Origin of the sequence: Chryseolinea lacunae (genome assembly GCF_016735595.1) — a bacterium.
GTDB lineage: Bacteria > Bacteroidota > Bacteroidia > Cytophagales > Cyclobacteriaceae > Chryseolinea > Chryseolinea lacunae.
The window spans coordinates 893,360-919,705 of the sequence record NZ_JAERRB010000001.1 but is presented as its reverse complement, the minus strand read 5'-3'; the positions used below and the strand labels follow the sequence as shown (position 1 = coordinate 919,705).

Annotated in this window: 24 protein-coding genes and 1 pseudogene; 5 read left to right on the top strand and 20 right to left on the bottom strand. The window is 51.4% G+C overall.

Going from position 1 to position 26,346, the window contains the following annotated elements:
• Positions 1-143: 143 nt before the first annotated feature.
• From JI741_RS03565 to JI741_RS03550, 4 genes are all read right to left on the bottom strand, one after another.
• Complete coding sequence (locus tag JI741_RS03565) at positions 144-1,178, bottom strand: glutamine synthetase beta-grasp domain-containing protein (protein ID WP_202007439.1); 1,035 nt, start codon at positions 1,176-1,178, stop codon at positions 144-146.
• 31 nt (positions 1,179-1,209) lie between these two features.
• The gene (locus tag JI741_RS03560) at positions 1,210-2,379 is read right to left on the bottom strand and encodes an outer membrane beta-barrel protein (RefSeq protein WP_202007437.1); all 1,170 of its coding nucleotides are present in this window, start codon (positions 2,377-2,379) and stop codon (positions 1,210-1,212) included.
• Between the two features lie 338 nt (positions 2,380-2,717).
• Positions 2,718-4,067, bottom strand: a complete 1,350-nt coding sequence (locus JI741_RS03555; protein WP_202007435.1) for an ammonium transporter — start codon at positions 4,065-4,067, stop codon at positions 2,718-2,720.
• Positions 4,068-4,441: 374 nt separating this feature from the next.
• Complete coding sequence (locus JI741_RS03550) at positions 4,442-5,866, bottom strand: DUF4403 family protein (RefSeq protein WP_202007433.1); 1,425 nt, start codon at positions 5,864-5,866, stop codon at positions 4,442-4,444.
• A gap of 44 nt (positions 5,867-5,910) precedes the next feature.
• Between JI741_RS03550 and JI741_RS03545 the strand changes: the two genes are divergently transcribed.
• Positions 5,911-7,488 carry an amidohydrolase family protein gene (locus tag JI741_RS03545; RefSeq protein ID WP_202007431.1) on the top strand — a complete coding sequence of 526 codons (1,578 nt, stop codon included), beginning with the start codon at positions 5,911-5,913 and terminating at the stop codon, positions 7,486-7,488.
• A 99-nt stretch (positions 7,489-7,587) separates the two neighbouring features.
• Here the strand turns inward: JI741_RS03545 and JI741_RS03540 are convergent, their stop codons facing one another.
• From JI741_RS03540 to JI741_RS03520, 5 genes are all read right to left on the bottom strand, one after another.
• Positions 7,588-8,091 (bottom strand): hypothetical protein, encoded by a 504-nt coding sequence (locus JI741_RS03540; protein ID WP_202007429.1) that lies wholly within the window; start codon positions 8,089-8,091, stop codon positions 7,588-7,590.
• Between the two features lie 49 nt (positions 8,092-8,140).
• Positions 8,141-9,007: an SIR2 family protein gene (locus JI741_RS03535; protein WP_202007428.1), complete on the bottom strand. Its 867-nt coding sequence runs from the start codon at positions 9,005-9,007 to the stop codon at positions 8,141-8,143.
• Positions 9,008-9,084: 77 nt separating this feature from the next.
• Positions 9,085-9,726, bottom strand: coding sequence for an outer membrane beta-barrel protein (locus JI741_RS03530; protein WP_202007426.1), 642 nt, complete (start codon positions 9,724-9,726; stop codon positions 9,085-9,087).
• A 115-nt stretch (positions 9,727-9,841) separates the two neighbouring features.
• Positions 9,842-10,963, bottom strand: a complete 1,122-nt coding sequence (locus JI741_RS03525; protein ID WP_202007424.1) for a hypothetical protein — start codon at positions 10,961-10,963, stop codon at positions 9,842-9,844.
• A complete protein-coding gene (locus JI741_RS03520) occupies positions 10,963-11,595 on the bottom strand; it encodes an ABC transporter ATP-binding protein (protein ID WP_202007422.1) in 633 nt (210 codons plus the stop codon). Before JI741_RS03520 ends, JI741_RS03525 begins: the two co-directional genes overlap by 1 nt.
• Before the next feature lie 312 nt (positions 11,596-11,907).
• Here JI741_RS03520 and JI741_RS03515 point away from each other — a divergent pair, with 312 nt between their 5' ends.
• Both JI741_RS03515 and JI741_RS03510 read left to right on the top strand, forming a co-directional pair.
• The gene (locus JI741_RS03515) at positions 11,908-12,663 is read left to right on the top strand and encodes a nuclear transport factor 2 family protein (RefSeq protein ID WP_202007420.1); all 756 of its coding nucleotides are present in this window, start codon (positions 11,908-11,910) and stop codon (positions 12,661-12,663) included.
• 96 nt (positions 12,664-12,759) lie between these two features.
• Positions 12,760-13,152, top strand: coding sequence for a VOC family protein (locus JI741_RS03510; protein WP_202007418.1), 393 nt, complete (start codon positions 12,760-12,762; stop codon positions 13,150-13,152).
• A gap of 13 nt (positions 13,153-13,165) precedes the next feature.
• On the opposite strand, the gene JI741_RS33010 is transcribed toward JI741_RS03510, so the two are convergent.
• Positions 13,166-13,384, bottom strand: coding sequence for a cyclic-phosphate processing receiver domain-containing protein (locus JI741_RS33010; protein WP_369411726.1), 219 nt, complete (start codon positions 13,382-13,384; stop codon positions 13,166-13,168).
• 147 nt (positions 13,385-13,531) lie between these two features.
• Positions 13,532-13,903, bottom strand: a pseudogene (locus JI741_RS03505) (DUF4260 domain-containing protein).
• 105 nt (positions 13,904-14,008) lie between these two features.
• On the opposite strand from JI741_RS03505, the gene JI741_RS03500 reads away from it, so the two are divergent.
• Positions 14,009-14,656, top strand: a complete 648-nt coding sequence (locus JI741_RS03500) for a CPBP family glutamic-type intramembrane protease (protein ID WP_202007416.1) — start codon at positions 14,009-14,011, stop codon at positions 14,654-14,656.
• Between the two features lies 1 nt (position 14,657).
• Here the strand turns inward: JI741_RS03500 and asnB are convergent, their stop codons facing one another.
• Positions 14,658-16,580 carry an asparagine synthase (glutamine-hydrolyzing) gene (asnB, locus tag JI741_RS03495; protein ID WP_202007414.1) on the bottom strand — a complete coding sequence of 641 codons (1,923 nt, stop codon included), beginning with the start codon at positions 16,578-16,580 and terminating at the stop codon, positions 14,658-14,660.
• Positions 16,581-16,705: 125 nt separating this feature from the next.
• Between asnB and JI741_RS03490 the strand changes: the two genes are divergently transcribed.
• On the top strand, positions 16,706-17,857 hold the full coding sequence (locus tag JI741_RS03490; RefSeq protein WP_202007412.1) for a carboxylate-amine ligase: 1,152 nt from the start codon (positions 16,706-16,708) through the stop codon (positions 17,855-17,857).
• A gap of 22 nt (positions 17,858-17,879) precedes the next feature.
• Here the strand turns inward: JI741_RS03490 and JI741_RS03485 are convergent, their stop codons facing one another.
• The 8 genes from JI741_RS03485 to JI741_RS03450 all read right to left on the bottom strand — a co-directional run bounded on the left by JI741_RS03485 (position 17,880) and on the right by JI741_RS03450 (position 26,340).
• Entirely contained in the window at positions 17,880-18,863 is a 984-nt protein-coding gene (locus JI741_RS03485) for a nucleoside hydrolase (protein WP_202007410.1), read from the bottom strand.
• A gap of 41 nt (positions 18,864-18,904) precedes the next feature.
• A complete protein-coding gene (locus tag JI741_RS03480) occupies positions 18,905-19,906 on the bottom strand; it encodes a GRP family sugar transporter (protein ID WP_202007408.1) in 1,002 nt (333 codons plus the stop codon).
• 15 nt (positions 19,907-19,921) lie between these two features.
• Complete coding sequence (locus JI741_RS03475; protein WP_202007406.1) at positions 19,922-21,472, bottom strand: ADP-ribosylglycohydrolase family protein; 1,551 nt, start codon at positions 21,470-21,472, stop codon at positions 19,922-19,924.
• On the bottom strand, positions 21,469-22,383 hold the full coding sequence (rbsK, locus tag JI741_RS03470) for a ribokinase (RefSeq protein ID WP_202007404.1): 915 nt from the start codon (positions 22,381-22,383) through the stop codon (positions 21,469-21,471). Before rbsK ends, JI741_RS03475 begins: the two co-directional genes overlap by 4 nt.
• Positions 22,384-22,691: 308 nt before the next feature.
• Positions 22,692-23,240, bottom strand: a complete 549-nt coding sequence (locus JI741_RS03465) for a cupin domain-containing protein (protein WP_202007402.1) — start codon at positions 23,238-23,240, stop codon at positions 22,692-22,694.
• Between the two features lie 75 nt (positions 23,241-23,315).
• Positions 23,316-24,146 (bottom strand): helix-turn-helix domain-containing protein, encoded by an 831-nt coding sequence (locus tag JI741_RS03460; protein WP_202007400.1) that lies wholly within the window; start codon positions 24,144-24,146, stop codon positions 23,316-23,318.
• A gap of 58 nt (positions 24,147-24,204) precedes the next feature.
• Positions 24,205-24,831 (bottom strand): hypothetical protein, encoded by a 627-nt coding sequence (locus tag JI741_RS03455; protein ID WP_202007398.1) that lies wholly within the window; start codon positions 24,829-24,831, stop codon positions 24,205-24,207.
• 93 nt (positions 24,832-24,924) lie between these two features.
• On the bottom strand, positions 24,925-26,340 hold the full coding sequence (locus tag JI741_RS03450) for an FAD-binding oxidoreductase (RefSeq protein ID WP_202007397.1): 1,416 nt from the start codon (positions 26,338-26,340) through the stop codon (positions 24,925-24,927).
• Positions 26,341-26,346 lie beyond the last annotated feature (6 nt).

Here is a 26,346-nt window from a genome sequence, read left to right as displayed (position 1 = left end):
TGGGTGATGTTATCGTAACAATTGTTCAAAGTAAAAAGAAGTTTACAACACATTCAAGTTTCTGGGAACGAGATATAAAAAAAGAAGCCGGGCATTTCTACCCGACTTCAAACTACAACCAGACGCCCTAAAAATTTTTAATATTAGTGTCCGTTCGCCGTGGCGTATTCGGGAACAGTTTTAACGGTCTTGATGATCCGCGCCGCTACCTTGTAGGGATCGGCCGCTGAGTTAGGTCGGCGGTCTTCGAGCCAGCCCTTCCAGTTGTTCTCTACGGTGGCGATGGGAATGCGGATAGATGCGCCACGATCCGACACACCATACGAGAACTTGTCGATGGATTGTGTTTCGTGTTTGCCGGTGAGGCGCAGGTGATTGTCAGCGCCGTAGACGGCGATGTGTTCTTTTACCAGTGGGGCAAACGCCTGGCACACGGTGTCGTACACGTCTTTCGAACCGGCTGTTCTCAACAGTTCGTTCGAGAAGTTTGCGTGCATGCCCGAACCGTTCCAGTCGGTGGCACCCAGCGGCTTGCAGTGCCAGTTGATGGCCACACCGTATTTCTCGGCGGTGCGCTCCAGCAAGTAGCGTGCTACCCAAACCTGATCGCCGGCGGCCTTGGCACCTTTCGCGAAGATCTGGAACTCCCACTGGCCGGTGGCCACTTCGGAGTTGATACCTTCCACGTTGATGCCCGCTTCCAGGCAATAGTCAAGATGCTCTTCTACAATCTCGCGGCCGAAGGCATTCTTCGCGCCCACCGAGCAATAGTAGGGACCTTGAGGACCGGGATATCCGCTGGAAGGAAAACCTACCGGCTTGTCTGTTTCGGGATTCCACAGAAAATACTCTTGTTCAAAACCAAACCAGAAATCATTGTCATCGTCTTCGATAGTGGCCCTACCGTTGGACGCGTGGGGCGTGCCATCGGGGCTCAGCACCTCGCACATAACGAGGAATGCATTTTTGCGCGCGGGGTCCGGAAAGAGGGCCACCGGTTGCAACAGGCAGTCGGAAGAATGTCCGTCAGCTTGTTCTGTGGAACTTCCGTCGAAAGACCATCCGGGACAACCATCCAGGGTGCCATCGAAGTTTCTTACGATTTTGGTTTTGCTCCGCAGGCTCTGAGTGGGCTTGTATCCATCGAGCCAGATGTATTCAAGTTTAGTTTTTGACATAGAGGTAGTATGGTTAAAAGTTATGTTATGCTTAGAATTTGTAGACTGCGGCCATCGTGAACGATGACATCAGGGTTTTGGGATCGCCGTTTTTGTCGAAGAACGAATCTTCGCTGGTTTTGTCGATTCTGAATTCGGGGATCAATGTGAGGCCTCCCACCTTGTAGTTTCCAGAGAGGGTAACTTCGGTCACACTGCCGTCGCCGTTGTCGTCCAGTCCAAAGATGCCGAGGTGACCGTTTTTCACCATGAACTGTTCTGCTCTCAAACCGAGTGCAAAGCTTTCGGAAAGGGTAACTTTCGGATAGATGGCCACGCCAAAGAACGAGCTGCCGTCGCCGCCGATGTCCTGGATTTGTGTGGGGGTCACAAAGCGTTCACCCGAAGCTGTTGTTTGATACGAGGTGTTGAAGCCGAGGTAGAATGCATCGCTCAGGTTCCAGCCGGTAGTAAGGTCGGCCTGAAACAGTTTGCCTGCAGACGTAAGGTCGCCGTCAGCACCGGGGAATTCTTCCACTTTCAATTTGCCATCCTGATCGCCATAGAGGAAGTTGAACCAGATGCCACCCGCATCGGAGGTCTTGCCCAATTGCAAGCCGAGTGTGTAGGTGTTGACCGGGTTAAATTCAACGATGTCGGTAGGGTTCATCACGGCAAGTTTACCGATGAAGCCGTTGCCAAAGTCAAAGTCTGCACGCAAGCCCGTGTGATTGAAGGGACCCCATGAGAACAGATAAGAAGTAGAGTAGTTGAAGTTGATGGTGGGAGAAATCACTTCATACCCGAGGAAGGTATTGAACTGACCTAAGTTCAGGGTTACTGACTTGCCCAACTTCAGGTATGCGTACATCTGATTGATAATGGCCTGTCCGGATTTTGTGCCGAACACGGCTGCTTTACCACGGGGACCGAATACAACGTCGGCCACGAATCCGGCTTTCTCACCTTGGTATGCCGCCACCAGGTTTACCATACCCAAAGAGAAACCTTTGAGATCGGCAAACGAGGTAGACGAAGCATAGGGTGTTAAGCCACCGCTATAGGATTCGGCAAAGGGATTTTTGGTTTTGAATGACGTGCGGTAATATGTATCGATCGATCCCGATAGCGTAAAAGTTTTGGTCGAGTCCTGTGCGGAAACCGCGAAGACAGATCCTAAAAAAGCCACGGTAAAGAGAAGTCTCAGATTTTGAAATTTCATAATTTTGTTGTGTGTTTTAGTAAACAATAAGCTAGAGTAATCCCTGGGGAGTATCTCACACTCCCTTTGGGATGCTTTAGTGAACCTTTGGTGAGCGATCAATAGGCTAATAGTAATCGCCCGGTTCATTGGCTGCTTCATATTTTTCAGGCAAAGCACTCCTGAAAAAATTACAGCCTGTTTTGTTTAAGAACTGTGTGTGAATGTTGTAAACACCGTCATACGTTGGGGGTTAGGGTTGAGGGATTGGATTTAGGGATAAGGCTTAGGTTTAGGTTAGGTCGTATGAGTTATTTTTATAAACCGTCCCGACAATTCATCGGGACGGTTTCTTTTTATCAGGCCATTTCTTCTTTCAGTGTGCTGAAGTCGGCAGGGTAAAGATTTTCGCCGTGCTGGCTGAAATCGGAACCCAGTTTCTTTTCTTCTGCAGACACTTTCAAAGGCGAGATGAGGTCGGTCAGTTTCAACAGGATCATCGATCCTACGAACGTGTAGCCTACCACAATCACCAGGGCGATCATGTGCACTACGAACAGGTGAGTTTCGCCGAAGAACAAACCGTTGCCGGTGGTGTTGAGGGGATTCACCGCCACGTTGGCCAGCAAACCGGTCATCACCATACCTACTGCTCCACCCACACCGTGGCAAGGGAACACATCGAGTGTATCTTCCAAAGAAGTTTTCTGTTTCCAATGCACCACCACGTTAGAGATGATGGCCGCGAAAGTTCCAATGAACAAGCTCGAAGGGATCGTCACGAAACCAGCAGCGGGTGTGATGGCCACGAGACCTACCACGGCACCGATACAGAAGCCAAGGGCAGAAGGTTTCTTGCCACGGGCCACATCGAACAAGATCCAGGCAAGACCGGCAGCAGCCGAAGCCGTGTTGGTTGTAGCAAAAGCAGAAGCAGCAAGGGCACCAGCAGTCAAGGCGCTACCGGCGTTGAAACCGAACCAGCCGAACCACAGCAAGCCTGTGCCAAGCAATACGAAAGGAATGTTTGCAGGAGAAATAGGAGCTTTTGTTTCACCTTTTGATCTCAGGTAGATCGAAGCGGCCAAGGCAGCAAAACCAGCCGACATGTGCACTACGGTTCCGCCGGCAAAGTCAAGCACACCCATTTTAAAGAGGAAGCCGTCGGCATGCCATGTCCAGTGTGCCAGGGGAGCGTAGATGAACAAGGAGAACAACACCAGGAAAAGGATGTAAGACTTGAAGCGGATACGTTCTGCGAATGTTCCCGTGATGAGTGCGGGGGTGATGATGGCGAATTTCAATTGGAAGAAGGCAAACAACACCAGGGGAATGGTTCCCCAGAGCGGAGCATCCAGCACATTGTTGAACATGAAGTAGGTTGTGGGGTCACCAATCAGGCCGAGGCCCGAAACGTCTGTGCCGAAGGCAATGCTGAAACCTACAACGATCCACAGCACCGAGATCACGCCCATGGCGATGAAGCTCTGGAGCATGGTGGTGATAATGTTTTTGGTGTCAATCATCCCGCCATAGAAGTAAGCCAGGCCGGGTGTCATGAGCAATACCATGGCGGAAGCCGCCAGCATCCAGGCCACATCACCCGAATTCATGCCTTCGGTATTGATGGTTGTTGGAACGCCCGGCATAAAGACTGCCAGAATGCTTATCGCAATCAGCAGGACGAGAAAGACGATTGATTTTTTCATTTGCTTGTAGTTTTTAGGATATAGGGGTAAAAATTTACTGGTTGTTATTAATAACTGGTTAAAGATTTCACTTATAGGGTAAAAAATGACCCACTTTTGAAAAAAAATTCACGGAAACGTTTTAGGTAGGGTGAGATTCTAACTGAAATCGGTGAAAAATTATAAAATTTTTAAAAAGTGGAGCCTTGCAGAAACTTATTGGGGAAAAGGTTCGATATGCTTGTGGTTTATTTCGGGCCACACACCGCGTGGAGATGTTCTAAAATTGTATACAACGTTTTGATTTACAGAAACTTGAACAAGAAAAAGTGCATTACGGAAGCGTTATGCGAAAGCAAATAAAATGTTGTGTTTGAAAACGGGTGCAATCGAAATTATGCCTTTTTACGCTTTTTGCCCGCAAACACCTTTTTCTCCAGACCTATGGAAGCTTTGCCGGTGGCCTTCAAAATGATCTGAATATTATCACGGGTGATCAGGATTTGCTGGGGCGTTAACTGCAGGCGTTCAACATAGACATTGATTTTGTTGCCCGATTTTCCTTTTTCGATGCCGTTTTCAATCAATTCGGGTAACCGGTCAATAAGCGGCTGCATATCAACCACCAGTTTTTCCTGCACAAACCCCAGGGCATTGTCGTGCAGCATCCAGTCGGCGGTGTTGATCAGTGCGTTTTCGGAATCCACATCGAAACGGAAGTCTTTCAAGGTAAAGACGGCCCGCGTTGTATCATAATAAGGAGTGCCGCGCAGATACACGTCGCCCGTGATGTCGCCTTTTACCCGCACTTTCACGGCCAGCCCGTCGTCGGTTCCGTAGGTGGTGATGTCTTTCAGGGTGGCCGAGTAGCCTTCGGCCGCAATGGCCTTTCCCTTCAGTTCTTTCTCCAGCAACTGGTTGGCTTTTGAAAAGGGCAGGTTGGCCCATACGAAAATTTTCAGGCTATCCGATTCCGATGTCTTTGGTTTATATGCCGGCAGGGTTGTGTTCGACTTGGGTATGTCGTCTCCTTCCAGGATGGTTTGCACCGAGGCTTCCAGTTCCACGTCGAGCACAATGAACTTGCCGTCTTGCGCAAGGCGTGCTTTCAAGTCGCGTGCATAAGGCTTGAGCGACACTTCAAGACCTTTCTTGTTGATGCGGATGGGCTTTTGAAGGTCGTTCCAGATTTTGACAATGATCTTGCGCGTGTTGAGCATGTCGCGAAGGGCGTCGTCCATTTTGGTGATGAGTTGTTCTTTGTGGAGGTTCAGGGCTTCTTCCACTTTCTTGCGCAGGTTCACTTTCACCATGCCCACCTTCAGCACAGGGTCTTTCACCCATGTGATGTGTCCCAAGGTTGAATTGAGCGCCAGGTTCCAGTCTTTGCCAATGCCTACGGTGGTTTCGATGTGCAACACCACTTCCATCTCCACGGCTTGTGCATTTTTGATTTTGATGCCCGCGATGCGTTTAATGAACTTGGCCGACACCTTTAGCGGAAAGGTGCAGCTGAGTGCGTTCTTGTTCCATTCGATGTCGAGGTGACCGGTGCGCGACATTTCGAGGTAGAGGCTGTCGCCTTTGGGATTCATCACCATCCACTTTTTCAGGAATGTGCCTTTCACTTTGTTGTTGATGATGGCCTCCAGGCTGTCTACATGATAATAGACCGGGATGACCACTGTTGATAGCGGCGGCGTGAGTGTGGTGTCGAGCATCGTTGGTTTGGGAGGCTCGGGCTTCACACGCTCACAACGGGAAAAGAAAACAAATGACAGCAGACAAATTATGCCAATGGCAGGTAACTTCATTTTCATTTCCATTAAAGTTGTGTAGTTTCAACGTTATCAACAGATAAGATATGAAGAAGTTTTTACCCTTGCTCTGTTTCATGATTTGCTTCTCCGGCCTCGCGCAGGAAAAAGTGAAGAAGGCACCCGAGAAGAAAGAAGGCGATGGCCCCTATCCCCAACTCATCATCCGTGGCGTGATGCTCATCGATGGAACCGGTGCGCCTCCCATTGGCCCTACCGACATCGTGGTGAAGCAAAACAAGATTGTGTCTATCCAAACCGTGGGCTATCCGGGCGTCGAGATCAGCAACGATCGTCGTCCCAAACTGGAGCCGGGCGGAAAAGAACTGAATGCCGAAGGTATGTATCTCATGCCCGGCTTCATCGACATGCACGGGCACATTGGTGGCGGGCAGGCGCCCGATGCCGAATATGTCTTCAAGCTTTGGATGGGCCACGGGATCACTACCGTGCGCGACCCTTCGGCAGGCAATGGCCTCGACTGGGTGCTTGACGAAAAGAAGCTGAGCGCCGAAAATCGCATCACGGCCCCGCGCCTGTTGGCCTACACAGTGTTTGGACAAGGCAGCAAAGAACCCATCACCACGCCCGAGCAAGCGGTGGCGTGGGTTGTTGACAACAAGAACAAAGGCGCCGACGGCATCAAATTTTTTGGCGCGCGCCCCACGGTGATGGACGCCGCCTTGCGTAAAAACAAAGAACTTGGATTGCGCTCGGCCTGCCACCATGCCCAAGTGGACGTGGCACGCTGGAATGTGGTGAACTCGGCCAAAGCCGGCCTCACGTCGATGGAACACTGGTATGGTTTGCCCGAAGCACTGTTTGAAAACCGGACCATACAGGATTATCCGCTGGACTATAACTATCAGAACGAACAACATCGTTTTGCCGAAGCCGGCAAACTGTGGAAGCAAGCCGCTGCGCCCTATTCCGAACATTGGAACAAAGTGATGAACGACCTGCTGGCCCTTGACTTCACGCTCGACCCCACGTTCAACATCTATGAAGCCAGCCGCGACTTGCAACGTGCACGCCGCGCCGAGTGGCACGAAGAATACACCTTGCCGTCGCTGTGGACGTTCTATCAGCCCAGTAAAATTTCGCACGGCTCCTACTGGCACGCGTGGGGCACCGAAGAAGAAGTGAACTGGCGTGAGAACTACCGCCTGTGGATGACGTTTGTGAACGAGTATAAAAACCGCGGAGGTCGCGTGACCACGGGCTCCGACTCCGGCTTCATTTTTCAACTCTATGGCTTTGCCTACATCCGTGAGCTTGAATTGCTGCGCGAAGCAGGCTTTCATCCCCTGGAAATAATTCGTTCGGCCACACTCTATGGTGCACAGGCGTTGGGCAAAGACAAAGAGATCGGCTCTGTGGAAGTGGGCAAGCTTGCCGACTTTGTGATTGTGGACGAAAACCCCCTCATGAACCTGCAGGTGCTCTATGGCACCGGCGCCATCAAACTCACCGACGACAACAAAGTGGTGCGCGTGGGCGGCGTGAAGTATACCATCAAAGACGGCATCATCTACGATGCTAAAAAACTTCTTGGCGATGTGCGCAAAATCGTGGCCGATGAAAAACAACGCACGGGCTTTGTGTTGAAACAGCCTGGACTTTAGGATTTAGGAAATTTAAAAAGTGTATACTTGAAGAAGGGTAAACGAGATCATCTCGTTTACCCTTCTTGCTTAATGGGCCAAGTTGATCTTGTGAAAAACTCAGGGCTTCGGGCAAGGCGTTAACACCACCTGGCTGTTTTCGAAGCGCACCTTCGATTTGTCGGCATAAAAAGAAGTGTCGTTTCGTTCTTCATGGTTGCCGATGCCTTCCACCAGGGCGCTGTCGGTGAGTTGGAAGATCACTTCGCGTGTGCTGGTTATTCCTTCCGACAGAAATACATAATAGACATCGAGCGTGTTTCCTTTTGCTGTGCCGTGAATGGTGCCCGTGTTTTTGTCTTTTTCTTCCAGCGAATAGAGCAGTTGTCCGCTGGCCCTTTCGCCGTTCACTTCCAGGTCGAGTTGAATGGTGGAGCCGCCTTTGTGAAAGGCATAACATCCCGATTGAAGCACCGCCGACTGCGAGGGTGTTGCTGTTGTTTCTGACGATTGTTCTTTGCGTGGCTGGCAGGCGGCAAACAGAACAATGAAAAGGGCAATGACGAAGCGGTGGTGCATGGGCGAATAACGATTTAGTGTTTTATAGAAACAAAGGTAGGCCACGTTAGGTTTAGCGCAAGAGTCAACAGGCGACGAAAAGGTATGGTGAAGACTATCTGTTGGTTATCTTTTCAAAGATGTGGCGGTAATAGGCTTCATCGTCTTTGGCGATCACCACTACGTTCACGTCGGTGGCTTTGAACAGGTCGAGCTTGTGTTTGCTGGCGGCGGCGAAGCGTTCGGGGATGTAGTAGGAGATCTGGTTTTGCACGAGTTTTTTGTCGCGTATTTTCATGCGGGCCCGGTAGGTGAGCAGCCACCACAAATCGGTTTCCACAAAGCCAAAGGTGAGGCCAATGATGTGGAGGTGGGTGGTGAAAAAAAGGTCGATCCACGATGCGCCGTTGAGGTGGCCGGTTTCGAGGCGTTTCATGAGCGGCAGACGGCTCGCCTTTTTGGAGGCATAGGATGTGCCTGTAGCCACGTAGTTACGGATGTTCTGAAGCTGCCCGCCATAGTGTTCAAACCCCAGGTTGATGGAGTTGGGATAGAGGCAGTCGCCGTGAATGTGCCACACGCGTTTTTTGTCGACGGTGTAGTGGCGGAAGATGCTGTAGAGTTTTTCGCCCACAATGCCTTCGTTCTTTTCGGGCATAGTGCCCTCCAGCGAAAACTCGTAGTTGGTGGTGATGATGTCGTCGATGGGCAGGGCGCGGATGGCGTCGTGCAGCACATTGCTTTTGATGACGGAGACTTTCTCAGCAATAAATTTCTTCAGGTCGTTTTCGCGGATGTTGCAGTCGCGCGCCGACGACAGAAAAATTTCTTCGTAGAGCAGCGGGAACTGTTTTTTCTTTTCGTCGTCAATGGCAAAACCGATCTTGCAGAACTGGCCGATTTCTTTGATCAGGTTCTCCCAGCTGTTGTCCTTTTCAATGTTGTTGATGCCATTGCCAACCAGTAGCGTAAATTTTTGCATGGGCGAGGGTCATGTTTTTGGTATTGCAAATATTTCACGAAGAATGGTGCGAACCTATGCGATTTGGCGATTTTTCGTTATGACTTCCGTGAGAAGTAGATTTGAAGGCCAATATTAAATTTGATGCTGGAATTTTTTATTTCGTTGGTTGAGTTGATCCCACTAGGCTCCAAGTTGTCGTACGTGTACTTGTCTTTTTCATAAAAGAGAATTCCCTCAATGCCTATGCTTGGATTGAGGAAGTAGGCCAAACCAACACCTCCATGGAAGTTGGTGAATTTACCAGTGTTTTTGTATTCAGTGGTGGGCGGTGAAGTTACCGTGTACGTTCCAGTGGTGACAGATCGTCCCAAAGTATAGCTAATCTGGGGGAATAACGCCCATTTGCCGAACGGAATATAATAGCGAACGACTGGCCCGACACCATATTCTGAAGTTTTGCTTTTGGAGTTGGAAAAGGTGTAGTGGTCATAACTGTAAGGCAGCGTGAGGCCCAGCGCCAAATTGTCAACTACAAAATAAGAGATGTTAGGGCTGGCGCTTAGCCTTAGTACTTTTGCTTCACTTACTATCGGTGAAGCGGAGTAGACGTTTGAATTTTTTGTACTTGAAAAACCGAACGAGCCACCCAATAGAAATCCGCCTTTTGAAGTCTGGGCATGACTGGCAAACACCGTGATAAAGAACGCAATGGAAAAAAGTGCAGATTTAAAGTTCATAGAGATTAGGTTTGATAAGTGAATCCTTTAGGCAACCTCCTTGCAAAATTAGTGCCGTTAGCGTGCTCTAGTTACGCTTGTAAGTAACAAAAAAAGCATACGCCTATAGGCGACGTCAGGCGCTATGAGCAAAATAATTCCGGTAAAATAGCCTTAACGAAATTATAACATTCAATACGATCAGCGCGGGTACAAGGCTATACAAAATGAAAATGAAGTACAACACAAACAACCCGAATACCCACCATAAATAGTGTTTCATATTCGTGCCGATGCCATATAACAAACCGTAAAAAAGCATCATCATACTAATACTAAAGAGCATGTGTAGCAACGCTTCTGCAATGGGGAACATGGTGAAGAGCCAAAAGCATTCCGGAAGCAACAGAATCAACGCGACCGCCGCGAAATGCGCATATCGAAGCCGTGGTGACAAAGGAAAGTTCCGGACAAAGCTCATCCGCTCTTCCTCAAACCGTCGAGCCTGAAAAATCAACACGGCATGCGACGTGGCGATAGACAACACACCGATGGCGATTGTCCGGAATGCCAGCCCTTCCAACGCAAACAGGTGCAACATCGCGGCGAGGGTAAGCGCCGATAATATTTTGGTGACCACGAAGGTGAGCCGCTGCCCATCGAGCAGGTGATACAACGTGAAACTAAACAATGGTTTTCGCCACTGGTGCGTGAGTTTCAAAAGAAAAGTTTGTTGCCCGCCATCAACAACACGATTCATCAGCCTTACATAAACCCACGCGCTCAGCGCAAGAAGAAGCGTGATGTATACGGGAATAATGAGGGGAACAACAAAATGCCCGAACAACAACCCGATGCCCATGGCCACCACACCATAGGCGATGGCTGGAATGAAAATGACAAGCTGCACCACAAACCAGCTTTTGAATTGTGTGACGGGCGAACTGGCCGTGACACTGTAGCGCAAAAATTGATGTTGTGGCAGTTGCAGTTGGCCAGCCACAAAATGCCAGCTCTTGAGTGCATAGAGCAACCAGACAAAAAAAACGATGGCCATCATGATGGGATCGCTCACAAAGGTGAGGGTCACCAACAAGTGAAAAAATGTGGACCACTCCGGCAGAATGTCGTTCAGCACCTGGATGTAGAAACAGTAGCTTAGTATCGACACAAAAAGAAAGAGCAACAATCCGGCATGTGCGCGGAAGAAACCTCGCGGAAATAGTTTAAGAAGCACGGTGGTGATGGGCGACTGCATCAGCAAGGAAAGGTCAGCCTGTTGTTTTCTACTTTCATCTCACCGTCGATGGGCAAGGCCACGTGATCGGGTTCCTGGTGCGACGACAGAAAAAACATGGTGCCGTCGGCGCGGTGCTTTTCGGCAATCCAGCGATAGAGAATGGTGAGCGAATCGGCGTCGAGTGTAATCAACGGTTCGTCCAGGAGAATGAGCGTGGGGTTTCCGAGAAACGCAAGCACCAGCGACAGCTTCTTGAGCATCCCGCTGGAGTAGGTGCCCAGGGGTTGGTGCAGGTAGTTTTTCATGTGCATGCTGTCGACAAAATATTCGGCCTGACCGTCGGACGCTTGCTTGGCGGTGACAAACACGTCTATCATTTCCTGGCCGGTCAAGAATTCCGGAAAGAGCGGTTCGGCGTCGGCAAAGTTCACCACGCTGCGAAACGCGATGGCGTCCTTCTTCACACTCTGATTGTTTAGCACAATGTCGCCGTCGAACGCGAGCATGCCGCCGATGGTTTTTAACAGCGTACTTTTCCCGGAGCCGTTGGCGCCTCTGATCCAGTAGATGCCTGCGGGCACCGTGAGGTCGTGTATGGTGAGCACGGTGAAGCGCCCATACGACTTTTTGTAGTTTGCAAAATGAAGCATAGTTCCAGGTTCAAGGCATAGGTCTGTGATGTGGTGTTGGAATTACAGAAAGAAGCGGAAAATGCTGGCCGCGATTGGATCAATTTTGCTACCTTAGGACTATCAAAAAGTAACGCTACATACTATATCTCACCCCAACCCTGCCTTGTAGCGGGGAATATCATGAAGGGGTTTTGTCACCGGGTGTCCGCGGTCGCGGTTGCCTGCTTTTTCAATATTTAATAGCGCAAGACTATGCAGTGGAAACATTTCGTCGCAGGAGGGATATGCATTTTCGCATGCATGGCTGCGACAACAAAAAACCGATTGATCATGCAAACACAATTGTCGAATAAAGAACGTGTACTTGAATTCTGGCGTAAGGCCATAGGGCAGGGCGACCTCGCGCTGGCCGAACAGTGCATCGCCGAAGACTACATTCAGCACAGCGCCGCCGGAAAGCCTGGCAAGGCTGCCTTGCTGGAGTCGTTGCGAATGCTGCAACAAATGCCAAAGCCCGAAAATCCACCCAAGCCTTTTGTACGCATCGTTGCCGACGGCGACCTGGTGGCGGTTCACATGCTGATTACCTTTGGTGGAAAAAAAATGGCCGTGCTGGATATGGTCCGCCTCAAAGACGGCATGTTTGCCGAGCATTGGGATGCCGTGCAGCCGTTGACGGTTGATGGCAAAGAGAACACCCTCGTGGAAGGCCCGGTCGAGATCAGCGACCTGTCGCTAACGGCCATGAATAAAAACCTGATTGCCGAATACGGACTGGCCGTGTTGCGTGGTCGCGAATGGGACGAAGCCTCGATGTATTTTGTCGACAACTTCATTCAGCACGATCCCGATGCGGGTCAAGGCGTGAAGGGATTGAAAGCGTGGTTGAAAAACGTGGAGAACTATCAAACCCATCGCGTGCTGGGCGAAGGCAATTTTGTGGTGGCCCAATCGTCGATGGAGTGGAGCAAGGTTCCGTTTGTGATCTACGACATCTATCGGCTTGACGCGGGCAAGATCGCTGAACATTGGAGTGTGAAACAGCGCGTGCCCGACCAGATGCCACACACCAACGGCATTCTCTGAAATTGAAGTAAACACACTTCACAATTTGTGGTGAGCACTCCGGGAGCGAAGGGTAAATTCATTTATCTTTCGCTCCCTTTTTTATCGCGAACAAGCATGAAACAAAATCTCGTACACATTGCGCTGGTGGTAGACGACTACGACAAAGCCATTCAATTCTATGTTGACACCCTTCACTTCACACTGATTGAAGACACCGCGCTGAGCGAAACCAAACGCTGGGTACTGGTGGCACCTCCGGGCTCCGACGGTTGCCGCCTGCTGTTGGCCAAAGCCGCTAACGACGAGCAACAGTCGCGCGTGGGCAATCAAACCGGTGGTCGTGTGTTTTTGTTTCTGCACACCGACAACCTGCAACGCGACTATGACAACCTGAAGGCGAAAGGCGTCACCATTGTGCGCGCGCCGCACACAGAAGTCTATGGCAAAGTGATGGTGTTTGCTGACCTCTATGGCAACCTTTGGGATTTGATTGAGCCGGTGGTGTAGTTGTGCTAAAGCACTATTCTGCCGGTGGCGTTTTCTCAGACTCCAGGAAATCGATATAGTTGTCGAGCAAACTTTTTATTTGAACCGAGGCCACGGGATTTGCCGAGTGCACATAGAATTGAAGTCGCGACAAGTCAAGTCCTGAGTCATAGACCAGCCACTTTGCTGCGGCATAGCCGTCGTCGGCTACGTTTCCATTTTCATCGAGACCCAGGTCGTTGTCGAAGCTGATAAATTCGGGAAGACCTTTTTCAAGAATAGTTTTTTTGAAGTCGTTGCCACGTTCTCACTGTCACAAAGGTGTCGTCAGGCAAAAGCGGGTACACCATGGCTACGGTGCGCAGGTCGTCGAGAAAAAGTTTGTATGCCATTTTCGTGATCAGGACGAGATGTTCTTTTTTGGATCGGGCAGCCAGCCGAGGTGGGTGTGTTTGAAGTGATCGGGATATTTTAGGCCGTAGCCAAAAATGCGGTCGAAAGCGCTGTGGCCAAACAAAAGGAGGCCGGTGAAAATAAGCCAGTCAAGTTGAAAATAAACTCCGGCCAGGTAGAGCGCAATGGCCAAGCCTTTATGATGGGTTAGGTTGTATCATGCTGCGCCGGCTTTTGTGTTCACAAGGTAGCCCAGCATGCCCACGTCGGGTGCCAGGAAAAGCACGGCGTATAGCCAGCCCGGATAGGGGAGCGTGTTCACTAAAAAAATGGCGAGTGCAAATTGAGCGATTTCTTCGGCTCGCAACAGATTTTTCATGGCGATCTGGTTTGATCGAAAAGTACTCCTGTTTTAGATGTTCTCCAAAGGGAAGCCGTTTCGTCTTTGACAACGTATGTTATCTTTATAGATCCGAAACCAACGATGACACCTGCCTACTATTCCCCACGCATCCGAATGTTTGAAATTATTGCCGTGGTGGTTACGGGTCTTGGCAAGTTTGTGATGGTTGATTTTCTACAGCTCAAATTCTGGTATGTCACATCTGCCAGCCTGTTGTGGTTGGTTTATATTCTCTATCGTATCAAAACCAATCCTGGCGCGCCGGCCTATTGGGGATTTCGCAAGGAGGGATTTGGTAGCAGCCTTCGCTGGATTGGGCCGGTGGCATTGCTGGCGCTGGCCGTGTTTGTTACTCTGGGCTTGTTGAAGAGAACGTTGCTGTTCAATGAACATCTCGTGTTTGCGTTGCTTCTCTATCCCGTTTGGGGAACCATTCAGCAATTTCTCATCATTGGGTTGCTGGTCAGAAATCTGAAAGACATGGAAGGCGTAACCATCAAAACTCCTGTCATTGTTGCCATAAGTGCTATCGTGTTTTCGGTGGTGCACGTTCCTTCATTGCCTTTGGTGTTTGCAACTTTGGGTCTTGCCATTGGCTATAGCTTACTCTACCTGCGATATCGAAATCTTTGGATTCTCGGACTCTTCCACGGTTGGATGGGTGGCTTCTTTTATTTCTTTGTGCTGGGAAGAGACGCGTGGCTTGAGTTTGTGAAGGCTGTGCAGTGATCTATTCCGGCGCCTGATAACCGCGCATATATTTCTTCCACCACCATTGAAACACAATGAGTCCCCAGATGCGCGCATGCACGTCGCCGGGGTTGGCTGAAAACAGTTGTTGTTTCAGTTTTTCGATCACGCTGTAGTCGAAGATGCCTTGTTCCAGAATCAATTCTTTCGAAAGCAGGTCGTCTGTGATGAGTGACTTCATGTCGCTCCGGAACCATTTCAGCAAGGGCACTTCAAATCCTTTTTTAGGACGGTTATATAATTCTTCCGGAAGCACATCGCGGAAGGCGTCTTGCACGATGCGTTTGCGCAGGTCTGGGTTGATTTTGTATTCTACCGGAAGGCTGAACGCGAAGTTCACCACTTCATAGTCCAGGAAAGGAACGCGCACTTCCAGGCCGTGGGCCATGCTCATCAGGTCCACTTTGGTGAGCATGTCGTCGGGCAACACCAGTTGCATGTCGGTGAGCAGGATGTCGTTGATGTTTTCTTTTTCGGGCAGGTGTCGCAGAATGTTTTGCTGGCGGCTTGCAAACTCCGCGAGGCCGAGGGTTGCCCGCAGCTCGGGTTGAAACATGTTCAGCGCTTCGTCTTTGCCGGCATAGCCCGCCCATTGCCAGTAGCGATCTTTGGAAGAGAGTTTCATGCCTTCGCTGAAACGCGACAGCTGACGAACCACGTTGGTAAACTTGCCGCTGCGCGATTTGGGCAGCGCCTTCCAAAGGGGGCCGAGGGCGCCCACCATATTTTCTTTCCAGCCCGTGTTGGTGATTTGCCTGAAGGCAGCGTGTTTGTTGTAGCCGGCAAACATTTCGTCGGCACCGTCGCCCGACAGGGCCACCGTGGCGTGCTTGCGTGTTTCTTTGCTGAGGATGTAGACGGCTATGGCCGACGAATCGGCAAAGGGCTCGTCGATGTAGTCGAGAATGGAATGCACGTGGGCATAGAGGTCGTTGTTGGTGAGCGAGAACACCGTGTGTTTGGTGTTGAGCCGCTTGGCCACGAGGCGTGCATATTCCGTTTCATCAAAAAACTTTTCGTCGCGAAAGCCGATCGAGAATGTGTGGAGGTCGGGCTTGTGTTTGCTGGCCAATGCCGACACCACCGACGAGTCGATGCCGCCACTTAAAAATGCACCCAGCGGCACATCGGCCACCAGTCTTCTTTTCACAGAGGCTTCCAGCAGTTCTTTGAACTTCTCCTTGGCATCGGCATACGACATCTTGTTTTGTTCGGCCTGCTCGCGGTTGTAGGGAATGTCGTAGTAGCGCGCCGCTTCCATCTTCTGGCGACTGACTTTGATGTAGTGGCCGGGCAAAAGTTTTTTCACCGATTTGAAAATCGTGTCCGGCCCGGGGATATAGTTGAGTTGCAAATACGTGTAGAGCGAGGTGTGATCAAGCGTGCGGTCGATGCCGAATTGAACGATCGACTTCATTTCAGAAGCAAACAAAAACTTATCTTCGTCAAACACATAGAGCAGCGGTTTGATGCCGTAGCGGTCGCGGGCCACAAAGAAGGTTTGCTCCACGCGGTCATACACACAGAAGGCGAAGAAGCCATTCAGTTTTGACAGGCATTGTTCCTTTTCGTGGATATAAAGTTTCAGCAGCACTTCGGTGTCTGACTGTGTGGAGAATGAAATGCCTTTTGCTTCGAGTGCGGTGCGCAGTTCGCGGTAGTTAAAAATCTCGCCGTTGAAAACAATGCAATAGCGTTTGGTGCCGTCCCACATGGGTTGGTTGGCCACGTCGCGGGTGTCGATGATGGAGAGGCGGCGATGGCCCAGCCCAACCCAGTCGTCGAGATAGATGTCCTGAAAATCAGGACCGCGTTTTTGCAACGCCATGGTGGCGTTGGTGATGTGGATCTTGTTGAATTTCCCGACGAGGTTAAAGGCAAAGATTCCCGTGATGCCGCACATAGAATACCGGTTGGATGTTTTCCGGCCTGAAAGTTAGAAAGTTTGCCAAAACAAAGCGGGTGCTTTTTGCATTATTACAACGGTTTGAAACCTGAATCGATAGCTATTGTGATGAAAAACCTGATATGGACAACAAGAAAAAGAAACCAGGTCTGCTGAACTTCAAGACAAGCGCCAAAGAACTCACGCTTGGGGTGGAACTTGAGTTGCAGGTTTTGGATGGCGAAAGCCTGTTGCTGACGCCCCGCGCCAACGAAGTGATAGACCGCGGCGACGACGACAAACTGCAGCTCGAATTTTTTCAGAGCACGCTGGAAGTAATCTCCGGCATCTGCGCCAACACACATGCCGTGGAATCGGACCTGAAACATTCGCTTCAGAAAGTGTCGGCCAAGGCCCACACCTTAAACCTGAAGATTGCTTCCACCGCCACGCATCCTTTAGCAGACTATCGCGAGCGGCTCATCACACCGTCAAAACGCTACAACGAACTTATCGACCGCAACCAGTGGCTCATCCGGCGCATGGCCGTCTATGGCATGCATGTGCACATTGGCATGCCCTCGGGCGATGCATGCATTCGCTACAACTATTTCTTCATGCACTTCCTGCCCCACATTCTGGCGCTGTCGGGAAGCTCGCCTTTCTGGCAAGGCAAATACACAGGGCTCTCGTCGTGCCGACCCACAACCTATGAATCGTTGCCCACGGCGGGCATGCCCTACCTGGTGAAAGACTGGAAGGAGTTTCAAAAGCTCTACCGCTTCCTGTTGAGAACACAGGCCATTCAAAGCATGAAAGATTTGTGGTGGGACCTCAGGCCTAGTCCGCACTATGGCACGCTGGAGCTTCGCTTTTGTGACGAGCCAGCCACGCTCTATGAAACACTTGGCATCGTCACGTTCATTCACGTGCTGGCGCATTGGTTTCGCGATCATGAGGAGGAGTGGACAAAATCATACACCTACCTGAGTCGCTGGATCTTTCGCGAAAATAAATGGCGAGCCATACGCTATGGCCTCGATGCCGAAATGATTCCCACACGCCGCGGCAAAGCCAAAGGCATGCGCGACGACATTGCCGACTGGATCAAAAAACTGGAGCCCTATGCGCAGGCGCTGAACTGCACCGACTACCTGGCGCGCGTAAACGAAATTGCCCAGCGGGGCAACAGCTCCGAACGCCAGACACGGGTCTTTCAAAACACAAACGATCTGGAAGCCGTGATCCGCCACAACGTGGCCGAGTTCGACAAAGGCATGCCGATCTGGACGTGATCTGTTCGGATGCTAAAACTCGTTAAGGCTTTGCGGTGCTGTTTTTGGGTGGAGCAACCATCATGTCTTCCAACACTTTCTTCATGTCGCCCGTCGGCTTCTTCGCGATGAGGTAGTGACGCGTTCCGGTGGTAGATGTGGTCCATTCATTTTTTCCGTCGTCGGCAATGTGGGGAAGGCCGGTGCCGAGGGTCCAGTAGTCGCGGAGGCCGCGCACGGCGAAGAGCACGGCTGTTTCGTCCCAGCTTTGGCGGTTCTTTTCGGGTGTCACCATGGGGTTGGTTTCGAAGGCGATGCGCACCGGGTTGTCTTCGGGTGTTTCGGTGATGAGTCGTTCGCCCGTCATGATGGCTTTGCCTATTTCGAAGCCTGAATACACAATGGGCGTAGGCCATTCTTTTTCCACACGCTGCGCGGCATCGGGGCAAATGCGTATGTTCCACTCGTTGCCTTTCAGATATTCAGTGCCCATCGACACCAGCTGTTTCACTTTCTTTTTCACCAACGCCATGCCGTCGAGTTTGCTCGATGCGTCGGGTTTTGACTGGAGAAGGTCGGCCACTAACCGCTGGGGACCCACCACCACAATGGTGACACTGTGGTTGGGCTGGGCGGCAAGGATCTGGCGATACAACGCCACAGCATCGGGCGCGTTCTTGCCGGACTTCACGTCGTTGGGCAATGCGGCCAGGCGGCTGTTATAAAAATCGTTGTGTTTGCCTTTGTAAACATAGTCGCCTTTGTAGGTGCCCACAGGAATGTTGGGTTTGCCATAGTAGGTGTTCACGGCGTCGATGGCGGCTGCACCCATGTCGTCGTTCATGGGATAGACCGTGGCGAGAATTTCCGCTTCGCCGTTGTAGGCCATTTGATGGAGCATGGCCAGCGCACCCGCGTCGTCGCAGTCATTGCCAAAGTCGGTGTCGAGAATGATCTTGACCGGCTTTGTTTTTTGTGCGTGGGTGGCCAAGCTGATGGAGAAGAGCAGAATGAATAGCAGTCGCATGAGAGAAGTAGGGTTGTGTGTTGTGTTCTTAAAAAAAGTAATCACGCTGCTTTCGAATACACCAGCAGACTGAGGCCGACGAAGAAACAAATGAACATGATGTAGAGTAGCGCGTTCACGCCTTTGGGCGCTGCTTTAAATTCCTTCCAGATAAAAACGCCCCACACTGCGGCCACCAGCACAGCGCCTTGTCCCAATCCATACGATATGGCTGGCCCCGCTTTGTCGGATGCAAGAATGCTGAACGACATGCCCACGCACCAGATGATGCCGCCCAAAATGCCCGTGATGTGACTCTTCAGATTTCCTTTGAAATAGTCACCATAACTTACCGGGGCTCCGGCAATGGGCATGCGCATCAGCACGGTGTTGAAGATGACGTTGCTGGCGAGAATACCGGCCGAAAAAATAACGATGGCCGTATAGGGCGTGAGTTTGCCGACAGCGGGTGTATCAAAATTCTGCGTCATGCCCGACACCACAAAGCCATAGAACTGCGCCATGAGCACACCGGCAATCACAGAAATGATGAGTCCTTTCGAAGAAACTTTCTGTGTGCTGCCGGTCAGTTTTTTGTATGCCACGGCGTTCACCACGATGCCGATGGCGATGAGTATAACACCTGTGAAAATGATGGCCGGATTTCCCGCCGGCACTTTCAGATAGTTGTCGAGCACACCCCAGATCAACGCGATGCCGATGCCCACCGGAAACGCCACCGACATGCCCGCAATGGAAATAGCGGCGATGAGCAGGATGTTGGCAAGATTAAAGATCACACCGCCGATGAATGCTGAACGCAAACTGCTGCTGTCGGCCTGTGCCAGGTCGTCGAGAAAACCACGACCGCTTTCGCCGTTGCTTCCCAGCGTGAAGGCGAACAGCAACGACATCAGGAAGATGCCCAGCACATAGTCCCAATAAAACAATTCGAAGCGCCACGAGCGTTCTGCCAGTTTTTGTGTGTTGGCCCACGACCCCCAGCAAAGCATGGTGATGAAGCAGAACAACACAGCGACCGTATAACTTTCAAGAATGAACATGGGCTTGGTGATGGGTTAAGGATGTGTGGTGACTGCGGGTTTGTTGTCGTAGATGATTGCTTCGTTCAAGTGCACCGGATTTTTCCCGTCGGTGTTCAGAATCTTCAGGCGCACCGTGTGTTTCTGGCGGGGAAGCTGATATTTCCAGAACAATTCATAGCGCCGCGTGGTGAAGGCTGCGGGCAGCTCCAGGGTTTCTATCAGGGCGTTGTCTACATACATTTCCACTTTGGCTACATAGGTTTCGGTGGCCATCCATTTTGCCGATTCGCCGCGCACCACAAAGCCGATGCCTTCAAAGTCGAACGTGTATTCGTCGGTTAAGATTTTCCGGATCTCTTTTTTTGATACGGGATGATGCCCTTCGAAGCTTTGTTCAAACCGAACAGTCTTCGGTTGTTGTACGCGGATGGAAACGCTGGTGCCATCCGTTTTGCCGCCGTTTCTTTCAATCATCTTCAGGGCATGGTTGTAGCCGATGGTGTAGACGTCGTTCAGCGACATGGTGGTGTATTTAAAATCCAGCGGCTCGGCTTCGGCAAGGCCCATCTTCCAATAGGCGGGAATGTTTTTGTAACCCACAATGGCGCCAAGAATGCCGCCGGCCGACGAGGGGTTGCAATCCGAATCCTGGCCCGCACGTGTAGAGATTTCCAATGTCTTTGTGAAATCGCCTTCACCATAAAGCAAACCCAACACCACATAGGCGGCGTTCACGGTGGCGTCGATGTTGAAGGGAACAAACACACCTTCGGGGCAGCCGATGTCTTCGGTGTATTTCTTTTCAATTTCAAACCACGTAGCCTTCCAGTCGCGGGGATATTGTTTGTGCCACTTGAGCACATCGCTGATCACGTGGTGAAAGCGACTCTCGGCGGGAATGGTCTTCAGGCCTTCTTCCACAATGAAGGGAATGTCTGACGAGGTGAAGGCGAGCGTATACATCGCGCCCATATACACACCACCATACCAGCCGTCGCCATAGTTCATGATGTGGCCGATCTTGTCGCTGATCTCCGAAGCCGCGTTGGGCATGCCCGGCGACATGAGGCCGGCAAAGTCGGCTTCGATCTGGTAGTCGATGCAGTCGGCGTGCGGGTTGTTGAGCCAGTGTCCCGACTTGGGTGGAGTAATGCCGTGCAGGATGTTGTAGCGTCCGGCCTGGTTGGCGTGCCACAACGCATACCCGGCATTGGCATAGGCGTTGGCAAATTCGGAAAGAGGAGCGTCCAATCCTTTTTTCTCGAACACATCCACAAAGGTGAGGTCCATGTAGATGTCGTCATACAATCCGGGGTTGTTCAGCATGGCGTTCTTCAGAAGACCGTCATACCATTCGATGGGTTGATAGTCTTGAATCATGGTGCCGCAGAAACGAAACTCGGTTGGCCCACCAAAGGTGACGCCAATGGTTTGACCTGCCCAGCCGCCCATGATCTTGTCTTTCAGCACATCTTTCGAAAGCGTGATCATGCCGGATGCCGGTGTGCTCTTCAAATTTTTTTTCTCCTGGCCCAGGGTCATGGTGGTGACAGCAAGCAAGAGCAGGACGATTGTTTTTTTCATAGGATAGACATTAGTTCTTTTCGATAGGGTGCGGAAGCCTGCGCGCCCATTTTTGTGACGGAGATGGCCGCGGCCCGGTTGGCAAACGCCACGGCTTCATCGAGCGTCATCTGTTCGGCCAGGGCCACGGCGAGTGCGCCATTAAACACATCGCCGGCGGCTGTGGTGTCGACCGCTTTCACAGTAGGGGTGTCGATGTGTCGTCCGCCCTGGTCGTTGTAGAGATAGGCGCCTTCCGATCCCAGGGTGATGATGACGTGTTCCACGCCTTTTGCCTTCAGACGCTTTGCAGCAGTTTCTATGCTCGCAGCATCTTTGATGACAACGCCCGTGAGCGTTTCCGTCTCCGAACGGTTTGGGGTGATGATGTGCAGGTCTTTGAAAAGCGCCTCGGGCAACACGGCCGCGGGCGCGGGATTGAGAATCACTTTCTTGCCTGCCTGTTTGGCGAGTCGCGCAGCGTGTGTCACGGTGTCGATGGGAATTTCAAGTTGCATGAGCAAAATGGCCACACGCGAAAATTCAGACGAGGCCTTGTTCACGTCTTCGGCGGTCAGTGCGCCGTTTGCACCTTGCGCCACCACAATGGTGTTCTCGCCGTTGGCATCTACGGTGATGAGCGCAACACCAGAAGGATGCTCTGCGTCGGCCACAATGAAGTCGGTGCGGATGCCTTCTTTCTTGAATTGCTGAAGCGCCTGCTTCCCGAAAATGTCGTTGCCGATCTTGGCGATGAACGTCACGTCGCCTCCAAGACGCGACGCTGCCACCGCCTGGTTGGCGCCCTTGCCGCCGGGAAACATAAAGAACTGACCTCCCAGAATGGTTTCCCCCGGCCCGGGAAATGTATCGGCCTTGATCACCATGTCGGTGTTCGAGCTGCCAATAACAAGGATGGATGTGGATGACATGAGGGGTGGTTTTGAAAACGTTTTCGATACTACCCTTTTTTTTGCATCGGATGAAGATAAAATGTGAGAAACGGGACAAGGCTAATATGGCTGACAGTCGCGCCAATTTGTTGCCAAAAACCAGTTAGTCAGAGTATTGAAAGAACTGAAGAGCACCGGAATTGGATCTTTAATGGATATTTCTAATTGTCGAAAACACGTTGAATGAAAGGAAAGATATCGATCGACTCGCCCTGCCTCAAAAAACAACGGCACCTCCGGGGTTCGAAGGTGCCGATGGCGATGCGTTTGAACACGCGAGGAAACAATCATAGTGTTAGCGGCGGACCCACAACGCTCATGTTGTGTTGGCGATGCACTTTCTCCATCTCTTCGGGCGAAGGCAGGGTGGTGAGTTTGTTCATGTAGGCAAAGAACTCTTCCATCTTGCCTGCCGGTTGCAGAAAGTAGATGAGTTTGCCGCGGTCCGTCAGTTGCAGCCAGGTGTGCGGAATGTTGCGCGGAAGAAAAACCGTGTCGCCAGCGTTGAGCTGCATGGTTTTTTCGCCCACCACAAAACGATACTCACCTTCCACAATGTAGAAGATCTCGTCCTGTTCAAAATGCACATGCAACGGTGGTCCTGTTTTGGCAAGGCCGACGTATTCAAACACCGAGAGTTCGCCGTCGGTGTCGCGACTGGAGATTTTTAATTCGTTGGGGTGCATGCCCATAAATTTTACGGGTTCTCCCTGGCGTGGTTTTCCGGCGTCGACCACAAAGGGTGTCTTGCTGCGCGAAGCGGCCAGCAACGTTGGGGCAGAGGCTATCGCCGGTAGTGTGGCCAGCGATGCGAGCAGAAATTTTTTTCGTTTCATATCTGTGCGAGGATGTTTTTTAATGACCTAAAGATGCCGGTCGCACAAAATGATCTGGTGGTAAAAATCCGACATTCAATACACCTCTTCCGAACCCAGCGTGCGTTCGGGCGAACCCAGCGCAAAAAACTGCGCCGGGGTGTAGCCGGTGAAATCCTTGTAGTCGCGCGTGAGGTGTTGGTAGTCGTGGCAGTCGCAGTGAAGGGCAATGGAGAGCCAGTCAAGATCGGGGTAACGGTTTTTCAGGAGATAGGCTTTATAGAAACGAACCACGCGCAGAAATTCTTTCGCGCCAACGCCCGCGCGCTCAATGAACTTCCGGTCAAACTGGCGATGGCTCAGGTTGGCGCGGTCCACAAAGTAGTCGAGGTTCTGGCTGGCATCGGGCTGAAGCATGTGTTGCATTACAACGTCCATCGGGTGCGCGTCTTTCTTGTATTTCCGGATTAGGCCGTGCAGAAATTTTTCAACGACGGCAATCATGGTGGCATGGTCTTTTGCTTCGAAGATCTGTTCGTTTACGTGGGCCACGGCCGGTCCCAGAATATCTTCGGCTTCCACAAGCTGGTCCAGTATCTCGGTTTGCGGCATGCCGAGCAACCGGAAGAGTGCGCCGGGTTGAAACACGGCCTGCACCGTGAGCAGCCGCCTGAAATTGTAGCGATAGTTCACGGTGGTGTGCTGGCCTTGAATAAAGGCGTTCTTCGGCCGTATCACCGTGTCGCTTCCCGCATACACCATATAGGAAGGCGTGGGGCAAAACTGGATGCATTGCTCGGGGCGGGGTGGATATACTTTTGGAGGAACGGGCGTGTCGTCGTCAAATTCAAAGTCCACGATGCGATAGAGCCGCACAAACGAAGCGAGCGAAGCATGCGGCCATATTTCTTTCAATGCCATGTGCATGGGCGAGAGACCTTGCAGGGTTGGGTTGACGTGAAAGAAAGATAGTGAATCGCCGCGGCTATGGCAACGCGTTGAAGGCTTTCACCAGCGCCGGCAAGTCTTTGTATTTGACCACGCCATTCTTTTGCTGATACTCCGTAAGGAAATTGTCGGGAAAGAAGATGGGGAGTGCTTCACGCAATTTTAACTTGTTGGCCGGAATTCCCTCGAGCGTTGCATGTTCCGGATCACTGATGACATACATATTTTTACGATTGTCCATCCCATAGTCATGAAGCGGCATCGTAAAGGGCATAATGCCAGGACCAGCCGTGCCACTGACAGTGCCGTTGAACATCACTTGTTCCTGAGGATACGCAAGGATGTGCAGGAGTTCAATCTTACCCTGTGCAACCACCTTTGCCTCGACCATGGCGAAACTCAGATCTTCCTTTGGAAAGGGACGGAAGCCATACAGTATTTTGAATGTATCTTTATTGACTGCGTATTCCTTCAGCGCGTCTTTTGGTATTTTTAGCGGAGTCTTGTCCTTCTTTGTTTTCCACAGTTCGAAGCCAGGCTTCCCGGAAGGCATGCGGATGTATTTTATAAATCCGCGTTTAACAGAGTCATTCTTAAAAATTACATATCCGTTTTGCGCATGAAGGGCGATGTTCATCAGGCACAGTGTTGTGACGATGAGCATTCTGCGGACGCTCTTTTGGTTCAGTAGTTGTCTAACGGTTGTCAAAGCTCAACAATGATTTAGGATGAAGTGATAGAAGTAAGTATTTTTCAATCAGAATATCTTCCCCGGATTTAATATCCCTTTCGGATCAAATACTCTCTTAATGCCCCGCATCACTTCGAGGTTTGCTTCCTTCATGGCCAGGTGCATGTAGGGCTTCTTTGCGATGCCGATGCCGTGTTCGCCGGAGAGTGTTCCGCCCAGGGCCACGGTGAGTTTAAAGATCTCGCCGATGCCATCCACCACTTTCGTGTTCCAGTCTTCTTCGTTGATGTCTTCCTTCATCACGTTGATGTGCAGGTTGCCGTCGCCCAGGTGACCGTAGCACACGGAGTTGAAGCCGTATTGCTTTCCGATTTCTTTGATGCCCACAATAAGCTTGGGCAGGTTGGCGCGGGGCACCACCACATCTTCGGCACGGGTGAGGGTGTAGGCGTTCACGGCAGGGGAGAGGTTTTTGCGGATCTTCCACAGCTCTTCAATCTGGGCGGCGGTTTCGGCAAACAGAATTTCGCCTGCTTCAAATTTCTCTACCGTCAGCATCACACGTTCGGCGTCGCGCATCAGCACCTCTTCGTCGTTGCCGTCGAGTTCGCAGAGCAGGTAGGCGTTCATGTTTTCGGGAAAGGGTGTGGTCACTTTGGCCGCGTATATCTTTTCGCAGTAGTCAATGGTTTTCATGGCGCCGTCGCGTTCAAAAAATTCCATGCCCGAGGGTGTCACGCCTGCGCGGAAAATTTCGGCGATGCCCTTGCAGGCTTCTTCGTTGGTAGAGAACGGAATGAGCAGCAGCACCGACTTCTGTGGAAGGCCGCGCAGCTTGAACACAATTTTGGTGATGATGCCCAGTGTGCCTTCGCTGCCGCACATCAGTTGTGTGAGGTTATAGCCTGTGGAGTTTTTTAAAACGTTTGCACCGGTCCAGATAATTTCGCCCGTGGGCAAGACCACTTCCAGGTTCAGCACGTAGTCGCGTGTCACGCCATACTTCACGGCCTTGGGGCCGCCGCTGTTTTCAGACACGTTGCCGCCAATAAAACAAGTGCCGCGGCTTGCCGGGTCGGGTGGATAGAACAGGCCTTTCTCTTTCACGGCGTTCTGAAAAACTTCGGTGATCACGCCGGGTTCCACGGTGGCCTGCAGGTTCAGCTCGTCGATGTCGAGAATGTTGTTGAAGCGCTCCATCGAAATCACCACGCCTTTTTCGAGAGGAAGGGCGCCGCCGCTCAGGCCGGTGCCGCCGCCGCGGGGTGTTACGGGCAGCGCGTGTTCGTGGCAGAGTTTCATGATGCGGCTAATCTCTTCGGGTGTGCCCGGCTTCAGCACCACATCGGGCAGAAACGAATAGTCTTCCGTTTCGTCGTGCGAATAGTCGTAGCGCTTCGCGGGGTCGATAATCACGTTGGCCGTGCCTACAATCGCGTCGAATTGTGCGATGAGGTCGGTAGAAACTTCTGCAAATGCCATGAATGA

Bases quoted from the DNA above. Each gene is read 5' to 3' on its own strand.
- JI741_RS03460 (WP_202007400.1), bottom strand. From the start codon at position 24,146: ATGCACATGGCATTGAAAGAAATATGGCCGCATGCTTCGCTCGCTTCG.
- asnB (WP_202007414.1), bottom strand. From the start codon at position 16,580: ATGTGCGGCATCACGGGAATCTTTGCCTTTAACCTCGTCGGGAAATTC.
- JI741_RS03565 (WP_202007439.1), bottom strand. From the start codon at position 1,178: ATGTCAAAAACTAAACTTGAATACATCTGGCTCGATGGATACAAGCCC.
- JI741_RS03450 (WP_202007397.1), bottom strand. From the start codon at position 26,340: ATGGCATTTGCAGAAGTTTCTACCGACCTCATCGCACAATTCGACGCG.
- JI741_RS03515 (WP_202007420.1), top strand. From the start codon at position 11,908: ATGCAAACACAATTGTCGAATAAAGAACGTGTACTTGAATTCTGGCGT.
- JI741_RS03485 (WP_202007410.1), bottom strand. From the start codon at position 18,863: ATGCGACTGCTATTCATTCTGCTCTTCTCCATCAGCTTGGCCACCCAC.
- JI741_RS03545 (WP_202007431.1), top strand. From the start codon at position 5,911: ATGAAGAAGTTTTTACCCTTGCTCTGTTTCATGATTTGCTTCTCCGGC.
- JI741_RS03550 (WP_202007433.1), bottom strand. From the start codon at position 5,866: ATGAAAATGAAGTTACCTGCCATTGGCATAATTTGTCTGCTGTCATTT.
- JI741_RS03480 (WP_202007408.1), bottom strand. From the start codon at position 19,906: ATGTTCATTCTTGAAAGTTATACGGTCGCTGTGTTGTTCTGCTTCATC.
- JI741_RS03535 (WP_202007428.1), bottom strand. From the start codon at position 9,007: ATGCAAAAATTTACGCTACTGGTTGGCAATGGCATCAACAACATTGAA.
- rbsK (WP_202007404.1), bottom strand. From the start codon at position 22,383: ATGTCATCCACATCCATCCTTGTTATTGGCAGCTCGAACACCGACATG.
- JI741_RS03525 (WP_202007424.1), bottom strand. From the start codon at position 10,963: ATGCAGTCGCCCATCACCACCGTGCTTCTTAAACTATTTCCGCGAGGT.
- JI741_RS03560 (WP_202007437.1), bottom strand. From the start codon at position 2,379: ATGAAATTTCAAAATCTGAGACTTCTCTTTACCGTGGCTTTTTTAGGA.
- JI741_RS03510 (WP_202007418.1), top strand. From the start codon at position 12,760: ATGAAACAAAATCTCGTACACATTGCGCTGGTGGTAGACGACTACGAC.
- JI741_RS03475 (WP_202007406.1), bottom strand. From the start codon at position 21,472: ATGAAAAAAACAATCGTCCTGCTCTTGCTTGCTGTCACCACCATGACC.
- JI741_RS03555 (WP_202007435.1), bottom strand. From the start codon at position 4,067: ATGAAAAAATCAATCGTCTTTCTCGTCCTGCTGATTGCGATAAGCATT.
- JI741_RS03530 (WP_202007426.1), bottom strand. From the start codon at position 9,726: ATGAACTTTAAATCTGCACTTTTTTCCATTGCGTTCTTTATCACGGTG.
- JI741_RS03465 (WP_202007402.1), bottom strand. From the start codon at position 23,240: ATGAAACGAAAAAAATTTCTGCTCGCATCGCTGGCCACACTACCGGCG.
- JI741_RS03490 (WP_202007412.1), top strand. From the start codon at position 16,706: ATGGACAACAAGAAAAAGAAACCAGGTCTGCTGAACTTCAAGACAAGC.
- JI741_RS03500 (WP_202007416.1), top strand. From the start codon at position 14,009: ATGACACCTGCCTACTATTCCCCACGCATCCGAATGTTTGAAATTATT.
- JI741_RS03520 (WP_202007422.1), bottom strand. From the start codon at position 11,595: ATGCTTCATTTTGCAAACTACAAAAAGTCGTATGGGCGCTTCACCGTG.
- JI741_RS03455 (WP_202007398.1), bottom strand. From the start codon at position 24,831: ATGCTCATCGTCACAACACTGTGCCTGATGAACATCGCCCTTCATGCG.